This is a genomic window from Candidatus Uabimicrobium amorphum (genome assembly GCF_009002475.1).
Taxonomy (GTDB): Bacteria; Planctomycetota; Uabimicrobiia; order Uabimicrobiales; family Uabimicrobiaceae; genus Uabimicrobium; species Uabimicrobium amorphum.
In genome coordinates, this window is record NZ_AP019860.1 from 4,177,657 (window position 1) to 4,203,282 (window position 25,626).

The window sequence follows — 25,626 nt, forward strand, 5'->3', positions numbered from 1 at the left end:
TTTTATAGGATTTACGATGGTATCTTTGTTAAACAATCGCTATCAATTTCAAAAAACAATTGGCCAAGGCGGTATGGGAAAAGTGTATCTTGTCGAAGACACTTTTTCTGGCGAATTGGTTGTGGTGAAAGAATGTATTCCAAAAGAAAATGCGCAAAACGTCATAGAGCGCATAAAACGCGAATACCAATTCATGAAAAAAATTCAACACCCCAACTTAGTGTCAGCACTTGATTTTTTTCAACAACAAGGCCGTTATTTCATCGTGATGGAATTTGTCGAAGGAATGACTCTACAAGTACTCATTCACAGCCATCCGCGCTCCATCACCTTGGAAGAACAGTTACATATCGCACAAAAAATTTGTGATGTTGTTGCTGCACTCAATGAAAATGATATTATTCACCGCGACTTAAAACCAGATAATATTATTGTTCAAAAAAACAGCTTAGAACCAAAATTACTGGATTTAGGTATTGCCAAAGCGATTAACAGTGAGCTAGCAAATATTACCAAAACAAATACAATCATAGGCACACCTCAGTACATGAGTCCCGAGCAAATCGATGACAAAATGCCGATTGGTAAAAATACCGATGTTTTTGCACTAGGAGCCATGCTATACCAATTTTTCTCTTGGCAAAAACATTCTCCTTTTTATGGTGGCAATATCATTTCCACGATGGATCGTGTTCTCCGTCTTGAAGTTCCGCCATTAACCGCCTGCATGAATACAAACAACCACAGCGTTGTTTTTTTGTCAAAAGTACTCTCCCAAGCATTACAAAAAGATCCCCAACAAAGAATTGCGTCCGCGCACGACATGTTTCTTATGTTGCAAAACCGTGATATCACAAGTGACGGCACAACTCCCAAAGTAGGTACCAATAACACTCCCAAACGTAACGTAAATAAAGGGCACAGTACCTCAAGACTTCGCAAACAAAAAGCTTTAACCTCTAAAAATAAAAGGCCGACAATCCTTACATATTTAGCCGTGGCGCTATCTTCCTTATTGTTGGGGATTTTCTCCTCTAACTTTTTCCGTCAAAGCTCATTAGAAAACAACATTAGAGTTATTTCTCCGGCGTTCCTGCAAAATAATTTGTCAAAAACCGTTTCCTTATCAACAGGTGTCATTTCATTAGCCATATCCTTACCCCCTGGAATTGTAGAAATACATACTCATGAAAAAAGAATACCTTGGAATCAAAGAAAAACACAATTTACTCAAGAAGTTTTACTACACTATGGCAAAAATACCATCGACATTACTTTCCTACATAATTCGGGACAATATTACAAATTACAACGAAAACTCACACGCACCCAAGAAAAAAACACAATATTATTTCGAGAAAATGTACAACGCTTGGCCAAAACCCAACCAGATACAATAACACCTTTAAAATTGCAATGGAAATTTTCCACACAGGATTCTCCTGTTACGTTTTCTCCTTTAGCATTTAAACATCACATCTTTTTCGGAGATAGAAGTGGAATATTCTATTGCGTAGACAAACATGGAAAACTGTTGTGGAAATTCAAATCTTCAGATGGAATATGCGGTTATGGCTCTATCTTTGACAACATAATATACTTTGGCAATAAAAGCGGAAGTTTATATGGTTTAGATATCTATACGGGAAAACAACTATTCCACTGTTTTTTGGGACAACCCCAACGTTTTTCTCCGCTGTTAAAAGATGGCATTATTTATGTCAACACTGATATGGAAAACGTTTATGCTATCGATTTAAAAACAGCAAAAACAATATGGCGTTACCAAAGCGAAAACCAAGACGAATTCTATAGTTCCCCTTCATTTTATAAAGACTACATTATTCTTACAGAATACACGGGTAAGGTTCTGTGCTTGGACTGTAAAACAGGCAATGTTTTATGGGAAACACGTATACAACGCCGTTGTTATAGTTCTCCCATTGTCATAAAAGATACCATTTATGTTACGTCAGGGAACACCTTTCATGCTCTCAATGCCAAAAATGGCGAACAACTTTGGCAATGCAAACTACAACACTATATAGGGGGAACAGGTATTTGCGATAACAATACCATAACAATTGTCGACAACGATGGATATATACACATCATCGACTTAGCAAAACGCAAAATAAAACAAATCATTGAGGCTGAAAATATTGGAAAAGTAGGGTCATCGCCACAAATATTTGGCGACGATATCTTTATCAGTAGCGAAACTTCATTTTGCTCAGTAAATATGAACACACAAAAAACCACTTTGTATCATAAAGTAAAAAAAACGACAAAAAATTACTTTGAATACTCTTCACCTGCGTTTTACGAAAAAACCATATATGTAGGGAGCACAGACGGATATTTATACGCCTACCAAACAAAGCTAGTACATTACGATTTCAAAGTAAATATTGTGTCAGGAAGTTTACAAGGCAACACCTACCAAGGATCTTTTTCTTACAACCCAGAAAAATTGAGGGGAAAAGGAAAGGAAGAAATCGAGGCAACAACAACCAAATTTACATTTCTGGACCAAGTATCTATCAAAACCGGAAACATTACATTCGAAAATGGAATTTTCAAAGACTTACATCTACAAGACAGTACAAAAAACCATAGTTATGGTATTAATGACGGTTTCGGACGTGATCCTAAATACTTTCGTAGATACTCAGAGCAATTTATTATTAACGGTAAATCGTTTTTTGCTTATCTTAATCCACAAAGTATGCTTGATGGGGCAGGAACCGTTACATATACGCGAAAATAAAAACAAAACCATACTAAGAGAAAGTGAGGTTACACTTCCTCTTAGTAAAAGCAAGTTACTCCATCTTCAACCATCTACGACGACGATCTTGTTCTTCTTTACTCATTAAACGGTAATGAACATCTTCAGGCCAACCCAAGGTAAAAAAGCCTCCTGTACCGTCGAGAAAACGCCGTACAATAAAATGGTCTTGCGTTATGTAACCTTTTTTTTCGATGCTAAAAGTGATGTACTCTCTCCAAAATTCTACATCCAATTTACATGGAGTTACACCTATTTTTTTGCCTTCCGAATACACAACCGCTTTTCCAGGTTCGGAGTGGATAACAACAGATGTTTTACACCCGTACAGCGACAAAAGGCAACAACTTATTATTAGTATACGTATCATTTATTTAGCCTTTTACTCTAGCGTCCTATGGCGCTAACATAGCCACCAAAGGAAGCAAAAATTTGCACAACAATCCACAACATCACAAGTCCAACAACAATGCCAGTAACGATGCGAATCATCCAATCGAGTAGATCAGAGGACATTTCATTGGTAAACTCACACATCTTCTTCAATGTAGTATCCAGCTTTCCGGCTTCTTCACCGACGAGAATTGCCTCGTAAACGGCACGCGGAAAAATCGTTTCGTTTTGCATCGCATCTGCCAACAGTTGGCCTGCGCTAATTTTATCCTTAATTCTCCCTAGGGCCTCCTGTAGAGGCACAAAAGAGATGGAGTGTTGTGCTTGGTTAAAAGCCGATTTAATATTGATACCACTATAGTACATACCGTGAATAATCGTAAACGCGTAAGATGTGTGCATGTAGATTAAAACTTTACTAATAAATGGTATGTTTACTAGGGCATAATCAACATAGCGACGACTTTCCGAATAACTGCGCGCTATGTGGAATATAATTATGGGAACTAGAATGGTGGAATATAAAGAAAGTAGACTGATCATTACCGTTGTCAAAAAAGCGTTCATTCCGGTAGAAATCAGCATGGGAGCACTCCCAACAACAATCCCTGCATGCACCATAAATGCAGGATAGTACAGTTTTGAAATCCACTGCCGAATGCGCCTTGCTCTTTTCTCATGATACTCCGAAAGGTAACGCCAAATATCGGGTAAAGTTCCCGATTTTTCGCCAGTAATACTCAAAGCAATCTCTAAAGAGGAAAAAGCCTTGGTTGTAATGAGTGCTTTTTGCAAATCGCCATCTTGTTGTAATGCGTCTGCTGCAAGAAGAAATCCTTTGTCTTTTGAATTTTCTGCGACAATTTTGAACGCTTTTGGAATGGCAATTCCCGTCTCAATAAGTGTTGCTAAACGAAAATACAATTGCGCACGTGTTGCTTTCATTTTATTTTCCTTGAACCGCAGCGACAACTTTCGCAAATGTTTGCGCTAAGTTAGTAGAAACCCAGCTGGATGCCTTTATCGCAACTAATCGTCCGTTCACGACTGCTTGAAGCTTCTGCATATTAGGATTCTGTTTTGCGACCTCGATTTGTGATGGGTCCGTAAAAATGATCTGAGGATTTTTTTTAATTAGATCCTCCACACTGATCGAACCCGACTTGTCAAAAACGTTTTGCCCACCTGCTTTTTCGAGTAGCTCACTTTCAATACTGGGTTTTCCCACAACATACGGAGTACTTTGCGTAGAAAAATACACCACCGCAACCGAAACTTTTTTTGTGACCTTCTCTTCGTAACTATCTATTTTTGCCTGCATTTCTTGGATCAAATGTTCAGATTGTTTCGTATTACCATGTAATATGCGATCCATATCACGAATGGCCTTATGTAAACTCAAAAGAGAATTAATAACACCATACGGTGGCTCACCGGCAATAAAAACCGGAATACCTACTTGTTGCAATTTGTGACGTATATCGTTGCTGACACCAAACACTACATCAGGTTGTAGGGAAATGATTTTCTCCAAGTTGGGTCGCAAAGGCTGCCCCACAGAGGTAATTTTTTGCAACTTAGCAGGAACATTTTTCGACTGCGTAAGCCCCACGATTTTTTTACTTGCTTGTAAATCATCAACAATTTGAGCATAGAGAGCTGTCCCCGCGACAACGATTTTTTGCGGTGGAGCAGTTATCTCTATGACTTGTTTGTGAGCGTCTGTAATTTGTAAAGGATAACCTTCAACAGACACGGGAAGTTGTTTTTGTGATTGTTCATTACATCCCAAAAATAATAACAAACAAAGAATGCCTATCCATTTCATTTTTTTACTTTCTAGGATTTTGAAAACCCCAGTTACCGCCATAGTGAATGGATTCATGACGCATTTGAGCCATGGAACCATTGATCGCTTTTACCGGGTTCTTGTAATTTTTGTAAGCCAAGTGCATTTGTAATGCGGCTTCGACAATCCCCATGCCTCCCGTCCCTGTCCCTAAAGCTGGACAAACAAGAGTCTCAATCTTTTTTTCATGTGACAAGTTATGTTTGTGTACCGCAATCAAAGATGACCACAACGCAACGTAAACATTATCTGTACGTGAAATATTCATCGGAACGCGCATCGTCGGGGCATGGGCCACAAACGGATGACGATAGTTTCCTGTCTCCACAATAATGCAACTTCCCACAGGCTGTTCACCTAAATAATCCGTCAAAATCTTTTTCTGAATACGCTCCATCAACTTCATACCAAAAAACTTAACGGCAGCCTTATCTACTCCTGCATCCATCAAACCAAATGAATTACCCGCAGTGATAATGCAATCAAAGTGCTCTATTTCTTCAAAGTAACGTTGCACAACCTCTACTTCAGGGCAATCGTCAAACCTTTGCTTCAAACATTCATATAGTTTTTTATCAGGACTAGTTAATATAAATCTCATGTAGAACCTCATCGAAAAAAGGCTGATCAAGAGCGCATGAAGCGCTCATTATTTGAAACTTATTTCAAAGTTACTACAAAACCTTATTCTACCACTATGTAAAAATGAGAGTAATCTTCACTGTGATTACTACCATCGTCTATTTTAGCATGAATGTAATATTTTCCTGGTGTGAAATCTTCAGGAACTTGCCAGTCATAGTAATGGTGTGTATCTTCAGAAAGATTTTCTGCAATAGTTGTAGTATTTCCCATTTTGGTATCGTTGTCAAGAGATAATGTGACACGTGCATCGCTATCTAAATCTTTGGTACGAAAATATATGCGAAATACTTCCCCACGCTTGGCAGTAAATGCCGCATCATTGTTATTCAAATAATAGCTGCGTTTACCATTTTTGGTCGCTATTTTTTCTACGGCTCCACGCGGTTGTAGTACATCAATTTGTGGTTTACGTCCATCGATAGAAATGGAATCTAATACCTTGCCTTCGGGTGTCAAGGTTTGCATTTTGCAAGAGAAAGGAGTAATATCCATAATATTGTAACACAATACAAAATTATCGTATGTGACGCTATATGGATTCAGACTAACTCCACCAAAGGTAGAAGGAGCCCCGCCACCTCCCGACAAAATATAGTGAATTCCTTCTTTAAAACTACGTTCGTAAAAGTGATCGTGTCCACTCAGTACAAAATCAACCCCATAACGTTCGAGCAATACAACTAAATCCTCGGCTATTTTAGGACTCTCTTCACCACCATGCCCAACTCCAGAAGAATATGCAGGGCGATGAAATACAACAAGAAGCCAATTATCACGATGATACTTTTTCAAATCACGCTCAATGTATTCATATTGTTTACTACCTTTTTCGTACGAGACCTCTGTGTCAATGACCATTACTGTGAGTGGTCCATAACGAAAATTGTAATAGTACATTTCCTGTGGAGAAGATGCACTAGGTGGTAGAGGTAAAAAATCCCACATGTTGCCGTTAATAGATCCATCATGGTTTCCGTGACAGGCAATGTAAGGGATTTCATCGATAGATGAAGCCGCAGGGGTGAGAAATTGTTCATACCATTCGTGGAGTTTATTGCCATTTTCAATAATATCACCCGAATTCACAATCATGTGTGGCTTATGTTTCGCAATAGACTTCACAACAATCTGGTGGTAAGAGTGAAATGTACGACTATCTCCATACATACCAATGCGAATATTGGTGTCTTTACTAGTTGGAGCGATAAAAGATTTTGCGGCAGAGTGCACTGTTCCCGAAACAACCTTGTAATAATAACGCTGTCCAGGTATAAGACCCGTTGCCACTAGCTTGTGGATGTTATTTTTCGAAGTACCTTTGACAACATTTTCCATACTTTTGCTTGCACCGTAGTGAAGCTCGGAAAGAGCGCGTTCGCTTGTTTGCCACACAACTGTCACACTATTGTTCATCGGTAATGTCAGCCATGGTCCCCAAGTAATGGCAATGGCATTTTGTCCTTTTTCCATACGTGCATCAAAAGCAATATCAGAACTTAGAAAATCCGCCTGGTGAACTTCTATGCTTATGACATTTTCGCCGACATTAAAATGCTGTCCATCGATAAAAAAATTAGCGATAGACTCGCGTTTTCCTTCTGCATAATCGCCGTATTTGGCATTTTCTTTTACATTTTCCCCATGAACCATCTTACCATTGACATAGCACAAAAAACCATCGTCATATTTTACACGCATAGTAATGGCTTCTGGTATCTCGTCCAAAGTAACTTTCTTGCGAAAATAATATGTTGTGCGACTACTTTTCAGCTTCGTTTCGGGACTGTGCTTTTGCCAGTCACCAAATCCAAAAATACCATTTCCACTTTTCCAAGCATTATCATCAAAACTTACATCTCGCCAATTTTGGCCGTCAAGCTTTTGTGTATCGTTGTATTTCCAAGAAGAACCGTAATCAAACACCACATGAGGAATTTCACGTGAGCTGCTATCTTCAAAAGTAATCGGATAGCTCTGCAATGATAAAGTCTGTTCACTTGCATCGGCAGCCTTTACCGCCCAAAAAATATTCGTATAAAAATACTCTTTGAGTAACGTCTTAAGCGTAGAAGCAGAAACATGCAAAAAAGTATCACTACCACAATCTAAAGTAGCAATGGGAATCGACATTTCCGAATCTTGGGCAAATATAACTTTATATGCTACCGTGTCGCGGTTTGGGTCTACCGCTTGTTGCCAAGTAAATGTAATGGTATTTTGCCCCTCCAAGACAAAAGAACTTCCCGGAGAAGGACTTTGCAAACTAAAACTTGCTGGTGCCCAATTTTCAGCAAGGGATTGCCAAGTTCCCACTTGATAAATACCCGTCTCTTTTATTTCAAATTGTACTGTTTTCTTTTTGTAGTCTATCTTCAATTGTTTTTGTGGAAAAACCGTCGCTTGGTCACTCCTATTTTTTTTGTACCATACGTTAATGGTAACATCGGCGATTGGTAGTTGTCCTTCTTCAAACGGTAACGTCAATGTCGCAATGTTCTTCAAGGTCGTTTGTGGACCAATTTCTACTGCAGGCCCCAGTCCAAAAGCGGGAGGATCAATAATTCCCTTAATGCGATTTAGAGAAATATTCGTAGGAGACTCCACCGATTTCAAAGGAATTTGCAGTTTTACCTTATTGTATGAGGTAGGAGCAAAATCTAAATTGTAAACCTTATCAGGATGAATCGTCCATTCATCGGCATAAAGCGTACTCAAAACCAAAACAGTAAAAAAACATAGGATGTTTTTCATCAAATTTTCCTTAATTAACTTTAAATTGACTACTGCCATTTATAAGAGTGCATTCATATTTTACAAAAAATCATCACAAAAGGCACTCGATTATTTTGTACAATACCTCAACGGCGAAGCTGAATAATAAATTTCGTGATGTATTGCTTTTTTTGATATATAATTTATATATATCGCCCATTAAGAAAATTTTCTTTCGCGGTGTCTTCTGGTGTAGCACGATATAAACTGTATCATTCCTTATTATCAAAGATTTGAACATAGCGAGCAAGGCATGAAAAAAACATTGGTCATTTTTTCAGGATTAGCAGTGGTAAGTATTATATTTCTCGCTTCATTTTCAGGAGGAATTTTTGTTCAACCGCAAATTTCCCCTATTAAAGAAGTAAAAGACACATCTGAAACCACGATGATCTTGGAAGCAAAAGGTAAAACCAAAACGGAAACAAAAAAAATTCGACTCGATAAAGAAAATCGTTTAGAAGAAGTACGTTACGTTCATTACAACGAAAAACGACAAAAAGAATGGGTCATTACCTGTGAGAAAATGTTACCTCAAACTCAAAATTCATTTTTTATCGAAAAACCTCATTGTGTTTACTTTGTTGCTAAAAAACAATCGAGTGGAAAACTACAACTGAGCAAAACCTATGTTGTAAATGCAGACACGGCTATCTTGAAAAAGAGAAAAAAAGACTTTGACTTACTAATACTCAAGAAAAATGTGAAGGTTCAGGGTGTTTCTGAAGGCAAAATACAAAGTACGGCAACAACAAATACACTCCGAATTAATTTGACCAATCGTACCCTAAGAACAAAAGCCAAAGTACAACTACAAAAAGACCATGCTTTTACGATAAAAGCAACGGGAATGGAGACTTTCTTGAAGTCGGACAAGGTCAAATTTTTACAAAACGTCCACTTAACTGTACAAAAAAAACAAAATGATGGTACTGTAACTTCCACATCGCAAGGAGCGTTAGAGTTACAAAAAATGTCACAAAAGCTATTTATTATTAGCCAAGAAACGCAAGTAGCCCTAAAAAGCAAAAAAGCAAAGCTGCAATGTAACTATTTGCAAATAGAACTCCAGCAAAACCAAGACAAAAAAATGTATGCGCGTAAATTTATCGCAACCGGCCAAGTAAAATTTGACGATGGCAAAAATAGTATGCGTTGCGAAAATTTCCAACAAAGAGTTCTTCACGACGAAGAACGTATTACTCTCAAAAAAAATGCCCATATCGCACTCGAAGGAAAATTAACTCTTTTAGACAAGAAAGAACAGGAGAGTTTACAAAAGATTGTAGATAAACGTAAAGCGCAGCGCATAGAAGGAAGTGCGACACAAGAAATTCGCTGGAAAAAGAAATATGGAGCTATTGTAACGATTGAAAGTGTATATTTCATCGGCCAAGCAAAAATATATGAATATTTGCAAAACAAAAGTACAACAAAAATCCATGGAGATTACATAAAATTAGACATCGCGACGCGTTTAGATGCCGCGAAAAAAAAAGAAAAACGCGAACCTATTTACCTAGAGGCCAAACGCAACGTTATGTATCACGACAAAAAACTACGTGCGGCAGGCAACTATTGCAAGTGGAAAAAGACATCTCCGCAAACAGACACATTGTACATGACTGGTCGCAATAATCGCATCGTATTTTTGAACGTTTCCGGCACACAAAGTGGACAAAAATCATCAAATACAGATCAAGAAAAGAAACAAGACAAAAAAGAAGATATTCAAGTCACTTCACGCGCATACATTACCGTACAAAGACACAGCAACGGCAAACATTTGTGCCATAGTAAAAAAGACGTAAACATTTTGCGCTATGCAGCGGGAACGAAAAAACAAATCGGTAGCTTTAAATGTCAACGGCTTATCGTTCGCTTAAAAAATCACAAGAAAAACAGCGACAAAAAATTTGTTTTAAAAAAAGCGGTGGCCTTAGACGATGTTTTATATCGTGACGACAAAATCTACGCGAGTGGTCAAACTCTTACTTGGCTAAAAAAAGATATATACGAAAATATCGTTCTACAAAAAAATCCCAAAGTCATCGCATACCAAGTCGATGTGAAACAGGGTGGTGCACTTCTGGGAGAAAAAAAATCCCCTCAAAAATCAACAAACGTCAAAGAGGATATCGAACTTCGCGCAGAAAAAGCCATTGTCATTGTAAAAAATACACAAGATCAAAGCTATTTACTCAACGCCAAAAAAAATGTCGACATGTACAGATATAAACACCAAACAGACACGCAAGTAGGAAAATTTAAAGCACACGATCTAATTGCACAAATTGTCGAAAACCCCAAAGAAAAAAAACGTACATTGCATAGTCTACGGGCAAAGCGCGAAGTTTACATAGAAGACGAAGGACGCACGGCAATGGGAGATCGTTTATATGTAAAAACACTAAAAGACAATAGTAAAAATATTCAATTATTAGGCAATGTTACGCTACAACAAAATAAGTCAAAAATTACTGGGGATAAGCTGTTTATTACCGGAAAGAATCGTTTAATTCACGTGGCAGATAATGTCAAACTTTTCGCCGAAGGGGCACAAGGTAATGGAGATCGTTTGTATTACTCAACACAGAAAGACACCGCAACTCTATGGGGAAATCCAGCGCAACTACAACAAATAGATGCGACTACCACGAATCCCAATACACTTTTTGCCCAAAAAATAGTATTTTCTCAAAAAGACAATATGGCTCATGCATACGACAACGTAAAGATGTTGTTCAGCAACAATGGAAAAGGCAACGGTTTAGATTTATGGGGAAAAAGTCAAAAACGCAACAAAAAATCTTCACAAAAAAAACCGCGAAACTTTCAATTAACCTGTGACGAGGCTCAGGCAGTATTCACAAACGAATCTGACAAACAACAAAGAGCACAAGGAGATGTTCTTAGCAAAGGGAAATGGAAATTAAATGAATTTACAGCGCTCAAGAATGTCGTTGTCACCAACAGAGACGATGCAACACAGCGTGGAGAAGGGAACAAATTCATTTATTTTGTTCAACAAAAAAAAGCACAACTGTTCGGCAACAAAGCACGTATGGCACACAGTGGACGCGAAATATTCTCTTCGCAATTTGATTTTTACATAGATCGTAAGGAAGTGCAAGGGCAAGGCCCTATCAAAATAGTACTCCCACGAGGAAAGACAGAGAAAAAGAAACAACAGCTAATTTCGGGAAAAACAATACACATCACCAGTCAGGGAAAAATTACGTATCTCAATGAGCAAGAAAAAATACGCCTTGTTGATAACATTCATGCAACTATTGACAAACGTACCCTCAAATGCCAACGTCTAGAAGTTATACTAAAAAAACAAGTGATCCAAGAGTTAATTGCTTATGACAATGTCATTCTTCAATCAGAAAAAAATACCGTATATGGAACACAGTTACGGTGGAATGAAACCAAAAAACGCGTTTTCATTGCCGATTACCCTTATGTGCGTATCAAAGGAGAAGGAACAAATATCAAAGCGCCCATGGTTTTTTACGATACAGAAACAGAATATCTTTACACCAAAGGGCACAATATAAAGGCCACACGGCTACCACAATCGGATTTCAAAAAATGAATCTTCTAAAAATAGTGTTGTTCTTTGTCTTCTTCATAAACTTTAGCACAGCGCAACTACAAATCGTGGTACCGCAAAATTCGCCGACTTTTATTTACGACAACACGCCTCTCCACACCAATGTGTTTGTACGAAATACAGGAAAGGAGTTTATACGTATTGTACGCATTCAGCCATCGTGTGGATGCGTAAAAACCTCTCTAACAAATGAGTGGGTTTCTCCCAATACAACGGTAAGAATTAAAATTGACGTTGTACCACCGTTTGCCAAAAAAATACACCAGACGTGGTATATCAAGATATATACAAATACAAGTAGTGACAGCACTACCGTTTTCATAAAAGCTTATACGATTAATCGTACCGTAGTACAAAATATAATCAAAGATATTGTCAAATTTGTAAAGGTATTTTCATGGATCACACTCTTCTAGAAATGCACGAAAACGAATTCGATACAAATCTCAATGTTGCCGTTGTACTTGAAAAAATACACTGCTTTGATGAAGGGGATGGCTTTGGTAAGGCCGAACCTTATTTATGGCCAGTTTTTTTTAAAATCGACGGCGAAAAAGTGTATTTCGAAACGTTAGAAACTCTTACACTCGGCGGTAATGCTCTTCTGCATTCCGTAGACGGTGCACAACAAAATTTAGGTGTCAAACAAGTCGATGCCGGAGATATCGTAGACATTCCCTCGACAATAGGAAAGTGGAAGACAACTCTAAAACCGATTCCCATACACGATTATGATAATTGGGCCCTGGCACAGGGAGTCATTGGTGTATTTTGCATTCTTATGGAACAAGACCACATGAGTAGTCGCGCCGCAAAATCATGTTACGAAAAACTCGTTCAGGGGATCGAAAAAGCTCTAAACGATACCATTCCGTATCTCAACGAGCAAAGTCGCTCTATATCTCCACAACAGATAGAACGTTTCGCCACATCGGTGAGTGAATCCATAGAAAAAAGTGTTATACAAAATGAAAATTTGCTGCGTCATATCTGGACAGCTATCAATCAGGACGATGTTATCGGTTGGAAATGTTTTATTTATCCGCATAAAGAATTAATGAATAAAAAGAAAAAAAGTTTTTCATGTCGTTGGAAAAACGAAGGAGATTGGAAAATATCAGGCAGTATACGCGTTTACAAATCATAAGGACCAAAATATGAATAGTGAAATTCCGGTACAAGCGCAGCTTGATGCCTACAATCAACACAACCTAGAAGAGTTTGTTGCTCAATACGCAGAAGATGTAAAAATTTACGACTTTCCAACAATGAAACTCACCTTAGAAGGGCGTGAAAATTTACGCCTATTTTATCGAGACCACCGCTTTAACATTCCCCAACTACATGCAGAGTTATTAAAGCGTATCATCCAAGGAAATACAGTGATTGATCACGAGCGCGTTCATGGAGTACAACCCGAACCGGTATATGTCATCGCAATCTACGAAATACATAATGATCTTATTCAAAATGTGTGGTTTGTACGTTAATTCTCTGCAACTTTTATCAAAGCAAGGAATTTTTCATGAATCCTGTCTTCTTTAATGCTGGAAAACATCATTTCCCCGATATAGCACGTCGTATCATCGATTACGCAAAAAGCGATGAATGCAAAGAAGAATATATCATAGAGAGAATCAAGGGTCTTGATGGAGTGACTGACATTTACGTAGGTTCACTATCCCCCCAGGAAATAGAAAACGAAGTTTTTCAATTCATTGAAAGTCAAGGTGTAAAAGACCTAGAAAGTTATCGTGTCTATCTAGAAACCAAAGGTGATATCAAAAGATTTGGTTATTACTACCAATATACCTTAAGTGACAAAACAATTTTCACCTTGCGCCTCATCGAAGACACCAAATATATCCATATACACCCGGCAAGATATTCCCCCAACACTTTTCGCATACGTGGTAATACATTAAAAACGATTATCATCACGACATTTCTTGCCATTCGCGATCAAAAGTCATTCTCTGATCTGAATGTAGTGAATAGTGCACGAGAAAAGCTAGGTTTGTCTCCTCTACCAGAAGTGCCAAGTAAAATTACTTCGATGTTGTGTACTTTGCAAGAATATGTATAAAACAGGAAAGTCAAAAATCGTTCTTTCTAACACCTTTATCTACTTGGGGTCTAGGTCCAACCCCAAAAAACTTTCATAGGTTTCTACAGTGCAATAATAATTTATCGTATAGGAAATATTTAAATCGTTCCCGAATATTGTTTTGTCAAAGTTATACTTATAATTTTTATTGCTATAAGAGGATAGATTTGTGGAAATGGAAGAAGAAGAAATAATTGAAAATTTAAGAAAATGTAGATATTCAAAAGATGCTAAACGTTCGTATGATATTATGCGTGGCGGATTTATTTGGTCAGATGAACTACCGAATGATGATATCATATATCATATGATACTAGCAAGAGCAATAGGATATAGAGGATCATTGTCTCTTGGAGAAAAAAGAGATGACTTAGAAGAGGATTGGTTAAAGATAAAAGAACTTTTTCCTGACTGGCCTGGCTTTAGAGAAGATCGTATTTATGGTCAAGTTGCTAAAGATCTTCGTCTGGAGAGAGAGCAAGACGAAAATTTTTTCGGAGATTTCTTTACGATCCCATGGATTTTTCAACCAAAAAATGCAATATTTGTCATAGTTTTGTTTATCACTTGTTTGTTTATACTCAACTTAATTTTGTCTCGCTGATGTTTATCGAGACTATTGCCTGATCTAAATAAGAAAAAAACCAACCCCAAGGCCTTGTATGTCAAATTATTATTAGTCTGTGGAAGCCTAGGGAAGTTTTTTGGGGGTTGGGCCTAGGCTCGCAAACGGGCTAAAGAATAATTTTCAAGTACATAAACAGTGAGTAACTGAAAGTTTTCATAGTTTTTTTGCCGGAAAAAAGCCATAATGAGTAGTACTTTATACACAAATCATTATCTCAAATGAAAGGAACGATATGTTACGTAAAAGTATTTATCTTGTACTTTTCTGCTTCTTGTTTTCGCTAAGCACCAATGCCCAAGACTTGAAAAAGTTACAAGAACTCACTGATGGCATAGTAGCCAAAAAAATTCCCAAAATAGATATTGACGATCATGAAGGTTGGGGACACACCGTTGCAAAACACGTTGCCAAAAAAGACAAATACTTGAAAAAGCGTTTGAAAAAAGATGGACTCAAGGCCGCGAGTTCTTTTGAAGATAAAAAGGCAGCGGGGTCTGCGGCGAAAAGAGTCTTCAATAAAAACGTAAAAGACATCAAGAAATGGTGGACAAAAACCACAAAAGTAAAAGAAACATTTACCGCTGATTTAAAAGTAAAAGGTTATGTATTCTTTAAAGAAAAACCTAACCAAAGAGTGGAAATCACCAAAAAGTGTGAAGTGATTCTCGTTCTGAAAAGAAACACCAAAAAAGGTGTCGCTTACATATTAACGTGCTACCCGAAAGCAAAAGCATCCGATTACGGTATAAAATAGTTCGATAGAGGCTACAACGATGCAAAATTTTAGAGATACTTTTCCCGAAACTTATACACTTTTGACGGCGTGGTTTGCCGACGATGGCAAAGACAACAAGGTCATCAAGGAATTTATCAGTGAAGAGTCCGCAGAAATGCAAAAAAAAGTAATTGAGGAAGGAAAAGCGTTATTGAACGGTGAAGAAAAATATCGCAAACAAATAGGTGATTTGGCCAACCGCGCTTTCGACAATCAACAGCAAAGTGAAGAATGGCTACAAAACATCATTGTACAGATTGAAAAAAACACCGCCAATTCATAAAACAAAAAAACGCGATAATGAATTTATTATCGCGTTTTTTATATAAATTATTTAGAAGAAGCGTAATCATCAATCTCAACAACGATGGATACACCCCATTTCTCTGACTTCGCCTGAAATAGTTTTTTGCCACGAAAATCAAGTGGTATTTCAATTTGTGTTTTTCCCAAATCTTCATACGGATTCATGATATCTTCTTCAATTTTATACATATCATCCCAATCCACTTCTTCCGCCCACAACTCTAACTTTAGGCTTTTTTCTTCAGGATTCACAAACCAATCAAATAGAGTGCTTTCAATTGCTTTACTATTACGATTCTTGCCAAATTTAATCACTTTAGCGGTGTGGTTTTCGCGATTGACCAAAGCAATTTCTTTTTCCACATTCCATTTTTCTTTGATGTAAGGAGAAAATACTTTTGCCTGGAAAACAACTTCTGCATCACCATACCAATACTCATCTTCATCAAACTGGCTTGCTTTTCCCTGTAGAAGCTTAATCGTAACTCTACGGGTACCTCGTACAAAGCTCACAATATTTTGTAAAAAAATATCGTCTTTTGATGCAGACAAGTGCGTTGTGTTTCCGATAACTTTCGCTGGCATTCTACCACGAAAACGACTTTGTGGAGCCACATCGTGCAAATACATGTCATCTACGAGAAGAACGCCATCATTGGGACGATTTGTCGCCAAAGTAAGCAACTGTTCATTCAGTTTGTCGTTCGATGAAATATAATGACCAATGAGAATATCTTTAAAGTATTCGCAATCTGTTGCAGTATGAGGATTGTGAATGTTTTCATTCACCCACTGATGATGCATTGTCTTTGGATCGGAAATATCCAATTCCAAAACTTCTTCCACAAATTTGCGAATATCTTCGTCAGCGGCTAGTCCTGCTGCCCAAGCACCACAAACAACACCTTCGAGAGTTAACCATTTCTTTATCTTACCTTCGGCAGCAAGATTTTCAAGATTGTTCTCGATGAGGTAACGGCCAATAAGAGCTCCATAACTTCCACCACCTAAATTAACTCCAGAAGCCTTAGTTAATTCTAAGCGTCTTTTAATAAATTTAGCGGCAATAAGAGCGTAGCGCGGCGTACCTTTGCCTGCAGCTTCAATTTCTTTGATATCTTCTTCAGTGTAGTACTTAGGAGGAGTATCACCATAGTATGCCACTTGCACAATTTGATTCTTAGCATACGGATCATCGAAACCATCGGGCACTCCCAAAACTTTAGCAGCCTTAACAATTAACTTTTCTTTTTCGGCAATACCAAAAGTTCCTTGTTTTGTCGAGCCGTTTGGATTAAAACCGTTTAGAATGACACTAAAAGTATCGTCATTGGCAAAGCAACAACTAAGGATAAGTAAACATAAAATGAACTTCATTTTTTTCTCCACGAGAATAGATAAAAAAACTACAATGGTATTTATTATAACAACGAACCCAGTAAAAATGGAGAAATAAATGTCCTCAGCAAAACGAAAACGCATAAGAATCTTCATGATTATATTTATCTTGCTTGTAACACCTGTTGTCGTATTGTGGTTTACTTTAACGCAACCAACGTTTAGTAAAAACAGTCTATCAACAAAGACCATCAACAGTGAAAAATTAAAAGAGCATGTTGTCACCTTGTCGCAAACATTTTATCCGCGCAATGAAGTATCCATAGACAATCTGAATAAATGTGCCGATTATATTTACGAACATTTTACCAAAGCGGGAGCCACAGAAGTTCAGTTTCAAGAATACGAAACCGGACGCAGAACCTATAAAAATGTTACTGCCATTTTTGGCAAAAAAACCAATAAACGCATTGTAATTGGTGCCCACTACGACACCTGTGGTATGACACCGGGAGCAGACGACAATGCAAGTGGTGTAGCAGGACTTATCGAGCTGGGATATCTACTGCAAAAGTATCCCCTGGACCGCACTATTGAATTAGTTGCTTACACATTAGAAGAACCACCAAATTTCAAAACAAAGTGGATGGGAAGTTACGTTCATGCAAAAAGATCTCATGATGCTGGTATACAAATCGATTTGATGATCTCTTTGGAAATGATAGGCTATTTTACCGATGAAAAAAAACAACAGTATCCATTCCCGCTCTTAAAATTGTTTTACCCAACACAGGGGAACTTCATCGCAATTGTCAGTCACTTAGCCGATATTTCGGAAACGCGTAAACTAAAAGTGGGAATGCAGGGAGCAACAGATGTACCTGTATATTCGATAAACGCTCCTGCGGCACTACAGGGAATTGATTTTTCCGATCACCATAATTACTGGAAATTCGGCGCGCCAGGACTCATGGTCACCGATACCGCTTTCATGCGCAACTTTCAATATCATAAACTAGGGGACACCGCCAATCGTTTAAACTATGATAAAATGGGTAAAGTGGTCGTCGCTGTTTACGAAGCTATTGCGATTTGGTAATGATGATTCACAGGAATAATTCGACAGGATTAACGGGATGGACAGGACAAAATAAACGTAAAGGTGGTGAAACAATGCGAAAAGCTTCTAAGAAACATAGTGCTATTGCGAAATACAAAGACAAATCACAAAAAGATAAAAAGGTATATTTTGTGATCGCGGGTTTTCTTTTTGTGTTATTGCTTGTTGGCAAAATTACGATGAATTACAGCATTTATTACATTATTTTTGCGACTTTAGCCTCTATTGTCTTTCTTTTTAGTGAAGACATACCATTTTTCAATGATCGTGAGAAGAAAAGTACTGCTGTCCTTGAAGATATGCTAATAGAAAACGACGCAACCATAGGCAGTGACACCACACGACAATAGTAAAAACATAAAAATAACCACAAAACACAGAGAAGCATCATTGCGCATAAATTTTCATCATTTTTTCTCTGTGATCTGTGTGGTTTTATTTCGGAGAAATTACTTCCATACCAACTCAAAAAACTCAGTAACAATCTCAGCTTCATCTAAATCGTCAATACCAAGGTCTGCCAAGAAAGCGCTAAAAAAAATACGATGCCCTTTTCTCCAATATTCTAAAGAAGAATCGCCCTCTCCTTCGGCAATGGCAATACGCAAGGGAATGTCTTTAAACAAGTGAAATTCTACAGCGATTGTTTTCACGATGCAGCGTGGATTTTGCTGCGCGTCCAGAATAATCCAATGATTACCTATTTTCGGGAGAGGGTCACCACTTTGTTTGTAGTCTTGTACCAAGCCACTTCCTGCGGTTTTTTTTCCTTGTAGATAAAGATGTAAGAGGCCATCCGTAATTTCGGAATTCCCCGCCATCCCAGCTTCTACATAAGTGTCTTCCGCAACGTTTTTCTCGCGGCAATAATGTTGCCAGTACTCTAAATTTTTGCCCTTTAATTCAGACATAGGGTTCTCCATTTCTTTCCTATCGTCGTTAAGTATACTAATGATGAGTGGATTTAATTCGTGAGTATAAATCTTCCGCAACCAGCGTCGAGAAAACTTTTTGACCTTCCAAGTTGAGATGGTCACCATCGGCGAAGTGTTCTTCTTTCAGAAGAGTTGTACTACTATAATCAAAGAAGAGAACCTTTTCTTTTTGTAAATACTTTTTCAAATCATTGATATATAAACCAATATGCTTTTTATTTGAATTGTTACAACGCTTCGCTCTTACGAATATAAGCTGAATGTCAAACTGTTTTGCTAAAGCAACGATGTACGGTAAAAACGATGTCCTAATTTGTTGTGTAAAGTTATACATAGGAAAATCTGTTTCCGTTTCGAGCTTAACCTGCTGCAGTGTTTGTAAATTCGTTTGTAAATTTTCGACGGCAAATGTCTCATCTAAAGCACTACGCGCATCGCTTTGCAATAGAGAACTCACAACTTTCTGAGGAATAGTGGAAAAGACAAAACGCTGATAATGTTCTCTTTCGTTATATCCGGGTAATTTATAATACACGGGATCGTGTCGTAACACCAATTGCCACAATACCGGATCATTGTCCGTAGCAACCCGCATCAAGAGATTACGATATTTACCTGTTGTTCGAAACCTCGGATGTGTCAAGTAATGATCGCGAAAAAAAATAATCACTTTCTTGCTAGTGCGTTGTTTTACAATGATATTTTTGAACACCAAATACCAAAATGCCGATGCAGAGCCATCTTGCGCAATTTTCTCCACAGTGATATCCCATTTTTTTTGCAAAATCTCACGAGAAATACCTCTATCGAGAATAGAATTCCCTAACAAAATGACCGAAGCGCCATTTGTTGTATAAGATTTATAGCTCGGTGAAAACATCGTGTAGTGTACAAGAAAAAAAACGAGAAATGGCAAACAAAATACGCTACATTTCTTAAAATCTAAAATAGATAAAATCTTGGCCACTTTCATTTCCTAGCACAAAAATAAGACACAGAGCTATTCCCAAAAATAATGGATATGACAAAGAATCCTCTTTTACAAATTGCAGCAAAAAATAACAAGCGTATGGCAATGTATATAGCAACACCGAAAGAAAAATAGTTACGGCCGCAACAAACTGAGTATGATCAAACCAAGAAAGGTCGACAAAAACACTCGTCAGCCACGTAATACTAGGGGCGCGAAATAACAACCAACCAAATAGAGTAAAGGAGTACATGAGTGCCCACGCCACTATTTTTTTTACACCTGCTACTTGCCAATTTCCTTTGATTCCAAACTGATGGTAAATAAAAACCAAAAGTCCATGATACGCTCCCCATGTGACATATGTCCATGCAGCGCCATGCCACAAACCACTGAGAATCATGGTAATCATCACTACGGCAAAAAATTTGCCCGTATGGGTAATTTTTGATCCCCCTAACGGAATATATAAATAATCGCGTATCCACGACGAAAGAGAAATATGCCAACGACGCCAAAAGTCGGAAGGGGAAATAGCGACATATGGTCGCTTAAAATTTTCCATAAGCTCAAACCCCAGTAGATACGAACAGCCACGTGCAATATCTGTATATGCAGAAAAGTCAGCAAGAATTTGAATGGAAAAAGCAAAACTTCCTACAATCAGCATGACTAGAGACGGATCCTTAAGTAAAAAAATTTGGTTTACGTAAACGGCCACATTATCGGCAATCACCAACTTTTTGCAAAATCCCCAAACAATAAGAACAATAGCGTAGCGAACAATTGTAATATTTATCATACGCGCTTTGCTAATTTGAGGTAAAAGTCTTATAGCTCTTTCAATAGGACCAGCAACGAGCTGAGGAAAAAAGCACACATATAACGCAAAATCTATTATGCTGTGTGTGGGTTGTAATTTTTGGCGATAAACATCAATTGTATAGCTAAGCGTTTGAAATGTATAAAAGGAAATCCCCACAGGTAAAAATACGCGCAATGTCGTTTCCCCGATGTTCCAGCCCAGCATTGCAAGAACAGCGCTGATGTTGTCGACAAAAAAATTAAAGTATTTGAAGAAAAAGAGGATACCAAGATTTACTGCGATACTACATGTGAGAAATAGCTTTTTTTGATGTGAGCGATATTCAATTGCTAAAGCAAGATAATAGTCACTAACCGTAGAAGTAAAAAGCAAAATACAGAATGCTGGGTGGACATATCCATAGAAAAAATAACTGGCGATCACTATAAAAATATTTTGCCAACGCCGGCAAAGTCTCCAGTAGCAATACAAAACAACGATAAAAAAAATCACGAAGTCTAAACTGGTAAAAATCATTTATACACGCTGTAAAATAGTTTTATATACTTGGAAAACCTCTTCGGCAGTATTCACAACATCAAAATTTTCACGCATCCATTTTTGCCCTGCGGTAGCCAATTCTTGATAATATTCAAGATTATCAAGAACGTTACTGATAACTTCGGCAAGATGTGAAGGTGTGACATCATGTGGAACGAGATAACCTGTTTTTTCATGTTGCACAACCTCAGGAAGCGCCCCCGTATTCGAAGCAATTATTGGTACCTTTTCCAGCATAGCTTCATTCACTCCACCACAATTTTCCGACAAAGGAGTATGCACGACTAAATCAAATAACTTCCAACAGTTATATTCTTGACTAGAGACATAACCTGGAAGAACGATTCGGTCAGAGAGTTTCTTAGCGCGCTTGCGTAATTTTCTTTCATAACTATTTTTTTGCCCCCAAGCACCGCCAATTAATAAGCCAAAAACATCTGTGCGTTTCTTTAATAATATTCCAAGGGTGTCAATAATCAATTCATGACGCTTGATACCCAATGTATGTCCTAAATAATATTTAGGGGCATACATATAATTCATATTACCCACAATATAACAGTCGCTAGGTAACGACCATTTTTCTTTGAGTTCTTGAATGTTTTTTTGTTGTTTGTAGTTAAGGTAAGAGCCATAGTAACTGCAAAACAGACGATTTTCAGCGACCCCGTGCTTCCTATATAAACTCGCAATATACTTGCTAGATGCAATCCAGTAATCGTTATCTCCTGCGGTTTTCAGATCCCAATTTCGATAGAATGGACTCTCTAAATGTAGAGGTCCAGGAACTTGAAAGACAATAGGAATTTTTTTGTCGCGAAGGGCATAACGCACCATTAGAGTGGTCCCGACAAAGTGGCTATGTATGAGATCAGGCTTAATTTCTTCAACAAGGCTTTGTAATTTACGCAGTACTTTTCCATACTGCCATATTTTTTTTACGGGAAAATCGGCATTTAACTCATATATCTTTGCAGAAGACGCGCGCCATTCGTCGGCGAAATATCCCGACTTAAGCGAAGGTAAGGCAACATGAATTTCAATATTTTTCTTTCGGAGCTCTTGCACTTGATGTAATGCCCAACGTGCTCCATCGGTCGTCTTAACTAGATGAAGAATTTTCATATGTATACCGTAAAAATTGTTGTTTAGTGGAGTTATGCTTAAACTTTTGAGCAGTTTCCCAATTTGAACGAGATAACTCCACAAGCTTAGGTGTTTCTAACATAAAAGATTTCATTTTCTCTGCAAGGCCTAAAATATCTCCGACATCAACGAGGCAGTCTTGCGAAACAACTTCGGGATTCCCCCCGGTGTTCGAAGCAATTGACGGAAGCCCACGAGCCATCCCCTCTAATAATGCCCGTGACATCCCTTCGGTTAAGGACGGAAGCACAAACACATGCGCTTTGTCTAAAAAATCAAACAGTGGTTTTCCCCACTTTATGCTTCCATGAAATGTAACATAGTTGTGTAGTTTGTGTGTATCGATGTAGCTCTGTAGAGGTTCCATTTGACTACCCGGCCCAACAATAGATACACTCCATGGTATCGATAAAGGTTCATCCTTCAAATGTTTTACCGCTTGTAGAAGCCAATGGTGTCCCTTTTGTTTTTCTACACGACCAACGCTAATGAAACGAAAAGGCTGCTGCATAAAATCTTCGATTGTTTTTGGCTTAGAAAAAACACAGTCTAAAAGTTCTACGTTGGAAAAAACATATTCTTTGTTGTTTTTATTTGGATAAATACGGCGTAAATAGTCACTGGTATATGATGAAGCCGCAGCATGCTTTGCTTGCATTTTGGTAATAAAATGGTATACGTTTGCGATATACTTATACAAAAAATTCTTATTTTCGGTAGCAATCCCTAACTGAACGTTACCTACACAGCGAAAAAAATATTTCTTGCGACGCAATATTAAGCTAAACCATACCACAACCCCAACATTTCCTGAAAAAAGAATGAAAGAGTTACCTAGCTGAGGGACACGCATCGCTCTCCACATAAACGGAAAAAACTTTGCCATGAAATCCCACATACCACAATAATCCGTCATATCGTAAAACGTAACCTTATCTCCACTCGCGATTAATGTATCCTGCGGCGGATATTGTTTATATCCCATACGCGCAACAACACACACCTCATCAAAAACGGTTAAATATTCCTGCCAAAAAGTATAACCAAATGCAAGAGGAGTAAAAACGCCCTCGGGACAGCGTATAAAATGATGTTCTAAAACGACAACTAATTTCATCAAACATCAACCTTTTTGTGATAAATACTCATGAGTGTTTCCAAACTTGTGGACAAACTAAACGGTGTTTGTCCAAGGTCAATACTTGTATTATCGGCATCTTTATCCAAAATTTCGCATGCCTTTTTACACCATATAGAATCTTGTTCTTGCAACGAGATACTTGAAACAAACGCAGGAAAAAACATCGCAATTTCAGGTATTCCACCTACATCACTAGCTAGCACAGGGGTAGACATCGCACACGATTCGATCACGACCCCGGGAAGACCTTCACGTACGGAAGGGAATAATAACAAATCACTCCCGCCCAATAATTGAGAAACATCATTGCGTATTCCCGTAAAAATAACATCATCTTTTAAATTATTTTTTTCCACGATATTGTTTATTTTTCCAAAAATATCATCATCTTGTCTACCAACCAACAATAATTTGACATGAGGTTTTCTTTTTTTTATTTGGCAGAAAACTTTCAATAGACGTTCGTGATTTTTTTCTTTGCGAAAGTTACCAACGTGAATAATTATCTTAAACTCGTTTGCGATAGAAAATGTGCGTTTTACATATAAAGCGTCTTTCATAGGGAAATGATTAGAAAAACCATTATATATCACAGAAAAGCGCTGGTCTTGTTCGTTTTTTTGCCATAAAGAATCTAAAGCTTTGCGACAAACAGCACATATATCCGTGGCATATCTTTGAATAGCAAATCTCATTATCCCGTTATACATTTTTTTATACAGAGAGATTTGTTCATCACTTGCGCTACTGCGAAAATGAGCAATGCGTGTCTTAACCCCCTGCAAATAGGAAAGAAATAGTATATACCCTGAAAAGTAATAAACGTGGGAGTGCACCACATCGTATTTTTCGCGCGACAACAATTTCATAAAACGTTTTGCAAACCCAAAAGATAGGTCCCCGTAAAAAACCTTTCCTTGCAAATGCGTAATTTGTTCATCTAAAATGCCTTTCCTACCGGATAAAGCATAAAAATGAAATTCATATTTACTGTGATCAATAGCCTTAAACCATTCTAAGGTACGCAGTTCTGCTCCGCCTAAATCCATACAGCCAAAAATATGCAAAATCTTAATCTTTGTCACCATTATTTCCCATAAAACGTGTAGGTGAGCCTTCATGAACATTTTTTGTTTGTAAGAGAACAATAAAAGTGAGAAAAAATATTTTACAATCTAGCGCAAATGATATGTTGTCCACATAATCCACATCGAACGTAAATTTTTTCTCCCAGCTAATGGCATTACGTCCCTTAACTTGAGCTAAACCAGTGATTCCAGGCAATACATCATGGCGACGCATTTGTTCCTTATTGTACAAGGGTAAATACTCCACAAGAAGCGGACGTGGACCAATAAAACTCATTTCCCCTTTTAGAATATTATAAAGCTGTGGTAATTCATCCACCGACAATTTACGCATCCACTTTCCACATAACGTCAAACGTTCATGGTCAGGTAACAGCTCTCCATTGGCACCGGTCTTGTTGTTCATCGTGCGAAATTTATAAATGGTAAATATATTACCGCGCAAACCTACACGCTGTTGCGAAAATAAAATAGGGCGTCCCATAAAAACAGCCACAATGCCTACGATAAAAACAAGCAAGGGAATGGATAAAATAAGTAAAAAAGTTGCCAAACCCAAGTCTAGAATACGCTTTACTTTAGAATAAAACAATAATTATCTACCTTATACTGTTCACTTTTATTGTATACTTGACGT

General features: G+C 37.8%; 24 protein-coding genes. 11 read left to right on the forward strand and 13 right to left on the reverse strand.

Going from position 1 to position 25,626, the window contains the following annotated elements; genetic code table 11:
* Window positions 1-16 precede the first annotated feature (16 nt).
* Window positions 17-2,770 (forward strand): protein kinase domain-containing protein, encoded by a 2,754-nt coding sequence (locus UABAM_RS15085; protein WP_151968835.1) that lies wholly within the window; start codon window positions 17-19, stop codon window positions 2,768-2,770.
* A 55-nt stretch (window positions 2,771-2,825) separates the two neighbouring features.
* Here the strand turns inward: UABAM_RS15085 and UABAM_RS15090 are convergent, their stop codons facing one another.
* The 5 genes from UABAM_RS15090 to UABAM_RS15110 form a co-directional block, all read right to left on the reverse strand.
* Window positions 2,826-3,161 carry a PEGA domain-containing protein gene (locus UABAM_RS15090; RefSeq protein WP_151968836.1) on the reverse strand — a complete coding sequence of 112 codons (336 nt, stop codon included), beginning with the start codon at window positions 3,159-3,161 and terminating at the stop codon, window positions 2,826-2,828.
* Window positions 3,162-3,178: 17 nt separating this feature from the next.
* A complete protein-coding gene (locus UABAM_RS15095) occupies window positions 3,179-4,129 on the reverse strand; it encodes a type II secretion system F family protein (protein WP_151968837.1) in 951 nt (316 codons plus the stop codon).
* Window position 4,130: 1 nt separating this feature from the next.
* On the reverse strand, window positions 4,131-5,012 hold the full coding sequence (locus tag UABAM_RS15100; RefSeq protein WP_173013334.1) for an ABC transporter substrate-binding protein: 882 nt from the start codon (window positions 5,010-5,012) through the stop codon (window positions 4,131-4,133).
* Between the two features lie 4 nt (window positions 5,013-5,016).
* The gene (locus tag UABAM_RS15105) at window positions 5,017-5,634 is read right to left on the reverse strand and encodes a macro domain-containing protein (protein WP_151968839.1); all 618 of its coding nucleotides are present in this window, start codon (window positions 5,632-5,634) and stop codon (window positions 5,017-5,019) included.
* An 83-nt stretch (window positions 5,635-5,717) separates the two neighbouring features.
* Complete coding sequence (locus UABAM_RS15110; protein ID WP_173013335.1) at window positions 5,718-8,429, reverse strand: purple acid phosphatase family protein; 2,712 nt, start codon at window positions 8,427-8,429, stop codon at window positions 5,718-5,720.
* A 274-nt stretch (window positions 8,430-8,703) separates the two neighbouring features.
* Between UABAM_RS15110 and lptC the strand changes: the two genes are divergently transcribed.
* The 8 genes from lptC (at window position 8,704) to UABAM_RS15150 (ending at window position 15,862) form a co-directional block, all read left to right on the forward strand.
* Window positions 8,704-12,051, forward strand: a complete 3,348-nt coding sequence (gene lptC, locus UABAM_RS15115) for an LPS export ABC transporter periplasmic protein LptC (RefSeq protein ID WP_151968841.1) — start codon at window positions 8,704-8,706, stop codon at window positions 12,049-12,051.
* Window positions 12,048-12,485 carry a DUF1573 domain-containing protein gene (locus UABAM_RS15120; protein WP_151968842.1) on the forward strand — a complete coding sequence of 146 codons (438 nt, stop codon included), beginning with the start codon at window positions 12,048-12,050 and terminating at the stop codon, window positions 12,483-12,485. Before lptC ends, UABAM_RS15120 begins: the two co-directional genes overlap by 4 nt.
* Complete coding sequence (locus UABAM_RS15125; RefSeq protein ID WP_151968843.1) at window positions 12,467-13,216, forward strand: hypothetical protein; 750 nt, start codon at window positions 12,467-12,469, stop codon at window positions 13,214-13,216. Before UABAM_RS15120 ends, UABAM_RS15125 begins: the two co-directional genes overlap by 19 nt.
* 10 nt (window positions 13,217-13,226) lie before the next feature.
* Window positions 13,227-13,559 carry a nuclear transport factor 2 family protein gene (locus UABAM_RS15130; RefSeq protein ID WP_151968844.1) on the forward strand — a complete coding sequence of 111 codons (333 nt, stop codon included), beginning with the start codon at window positions 13,227-13,229 and terminating at the stop codon, window positions 13,557-13,559.
* A gap of 35 nt (window positions 13,560-13,594) precedes the next feature.
* Window positions 13,595-14,155, forward strand: a complete 561-nt coding sequence (locus UABAM_RS15135) for a hypothetical protein (protein ID WP_151968845.1) — start codon at window positions 13,595-13,597, stop codon at window positions 14,153-14,155.
* A gap of 190 nt (window positions 14,156-14,345) precedes the next feature.
* Window positions 14,346-14,780 (forward strand): hypothetical protein, encoded by a 435-nt coding sequence (locus tag UABAM_RS15140; RefSeq protein WP_151968846.1) that lies wholly within the window; start codon window positions 14,346-14,348, stop codon window positions 14,778-14,780.
* A gap of 256 nt (window positions 14,781-15,036) precedes the next feature.
* Window positions 15,037-15,558 carry an RNase A-like domain-containing protein gene (locus UABAM_RS15145; RefSeq protein ID WP_151968847.1) on the forward strand — a complete coding sequence of 174 codons (522 nt, stop codon included), beginning with the start codon at window positions 15,037-15,039 and terminating at the stop codon, window positions 15,556-15,558.
* Between the two features lie 19 nt (window positions 15,559-15,577).
* Window positions 15,578-15,862, forward strand: coding sequence for a contact-dependent growth inhibition system immunity protein (locus UABAM_RS15150; RefSeq protein ID WP_151968848.1), 285 nt, complete (start codon window positions 15,578-15,580; stop codon window positions 15,860-15,862).
* 47 nt (window positions 15,863-15,909) lie between these two features.
* On the opposite strand, the gene UABAM_RS15155 is transcribed toward UABAM_RS15150, so the two are convergent.
* Window positions 15,910-17,262 (reverse strand): hypothetical protein, encoded by a 1,353-nt coding sequence (locus UABAM_RS15155; protein WP_151968849.1) that lies wholly within the window; start codon window positions 17,260-17,262, stop codon window positions 15,910-15,912.
* Between the two features lie 79 nt (window positions 17,263-17,341).
* Between UABAM_RS15155 and UABAM_RS15160 the strand changes: the two genes are divergently transcribed.
* Both UABAM_RS15160 and UABAM_RS15165 read left to right on the forward strand, forming a co-directional pair.
* Complete coding sequence (locus tag UABAM_RS15160) at window positions 17,342-18,322, forward strand: M28 family peptidase (protein ID WP_151968850.1); 981 nt, start codon at window positions 17,342-17,344, stop codon at window positions 18,320-18,322.
* Between the two features lie 74 nt (window positions 18,323-18,396).
* Window positions 18,397-18,693, forward strand: coding sequence for a hypothetical protein (locus UABAM_RS15165; RefSeq protein WP_151968851.1), 297 nt, complete (start codon window positions 18,397-18,399; stop codon window positions 18,691-18,693).
* Between the two features lie 99 nt (window positions 18,694-18,792).
* Here the strand turns inward: UABAM_RS15165 and UABAM_RS15170 are convergent, their stop codons facing one another.
* The 7 genes from UABAM_RS15170 to UABAM_RS15200 are packed head-to-tail and all read right to left on the reverse strand — an operon-like array spanning window position 18,793 to window position 25,581.
* A complete protein-coding gene (locus UABAM_RS15170; protein WP_173013336.1) occupies window positions 18,793-19,254 on the reverse strand; it encodes an ASCH domain-containing protein in 462 nt (153 codons plus the stop codon).
* Window positions 19,255-19,291: 37 nt separating this feature from the next.
* On the reverse strand, window positions 19,292-20,245 hold the full coding sequence (locus tag UABAM_RS34335) for a hypothetical protein (RefSeq protein ID WP_229759407.1): 954 nt from the start codon (window positions 20,243-20,245) through the stop codon (window positions 19,292-19,294).
* A complete protein-coding gene (locus UABAM_RS15180) occupies window positions 20,214-21,590 on the reverse strand; it encodes an MBOAT family O-acyltransferase (RefSeq protein ID WP_151968853.1) in 1,377 nt (458 codons plus the stop codon). The genes UABAM_RS34335 and UABAM_RS15180 overlap by 32 nt, the downstream gene beginning before the upstream one ends.
* On the reverse strand, window positions 21,591-22,739 hold the full coding sequence (locus UABAM_RS15185; RefSeq protein ID WP_151968854.1) for a glycosyltransferase family 4 protein: 1,149 nt from the start codon (window positions 22,737-22,739) through the stop codon (window positions 21,591-21,593).
* Window positions 22,717-23,877, reverse strand: a complete 1,161-nt coding sequence (locus UABAM_RS15190) for a glycosyltransferase (RefSeq protein ID WP_151968855.1) — start codon at window positions 23,875-23,877, stop codon at window positions 22,717-22,719. The genes UABAM_RS15185 and UABAM_RS15190 overlap by 23 nt, the downstream gene beginning before the upstream one ends.
* Window positions 23,877-24,989 carry a glycosyltransferase gene (locus tag UABAM_RS15195; RefSeq protein ID WP_229759408.1) on the reverse strand — a complete coding sequence of 371 codons (1,113 nt, stop codon included), beginning with the start codon at window positions 24,987-24,989 and terminating at the stop codon, window positions 23,877-23,879. The genes UABAM_RS15190 and UABAM_RS15195 overlap by 1 nt, the downstream gene beginning before the upstream one ends.
* Entirely contained in the window at window positions 24,973-25,581 is a 609-nt protein-coding gene (locus UABAM_RS15200) for a sugar transferase (protein WP_151968857.1), read from the reverse strand. Before UABAM_RS15200 ends, UABAM_RS15195 begins: the two co-directional genes overlap by 17 nt.
* Window positions 25,582-25,626 lie beyond the last annotated feature (45 nt).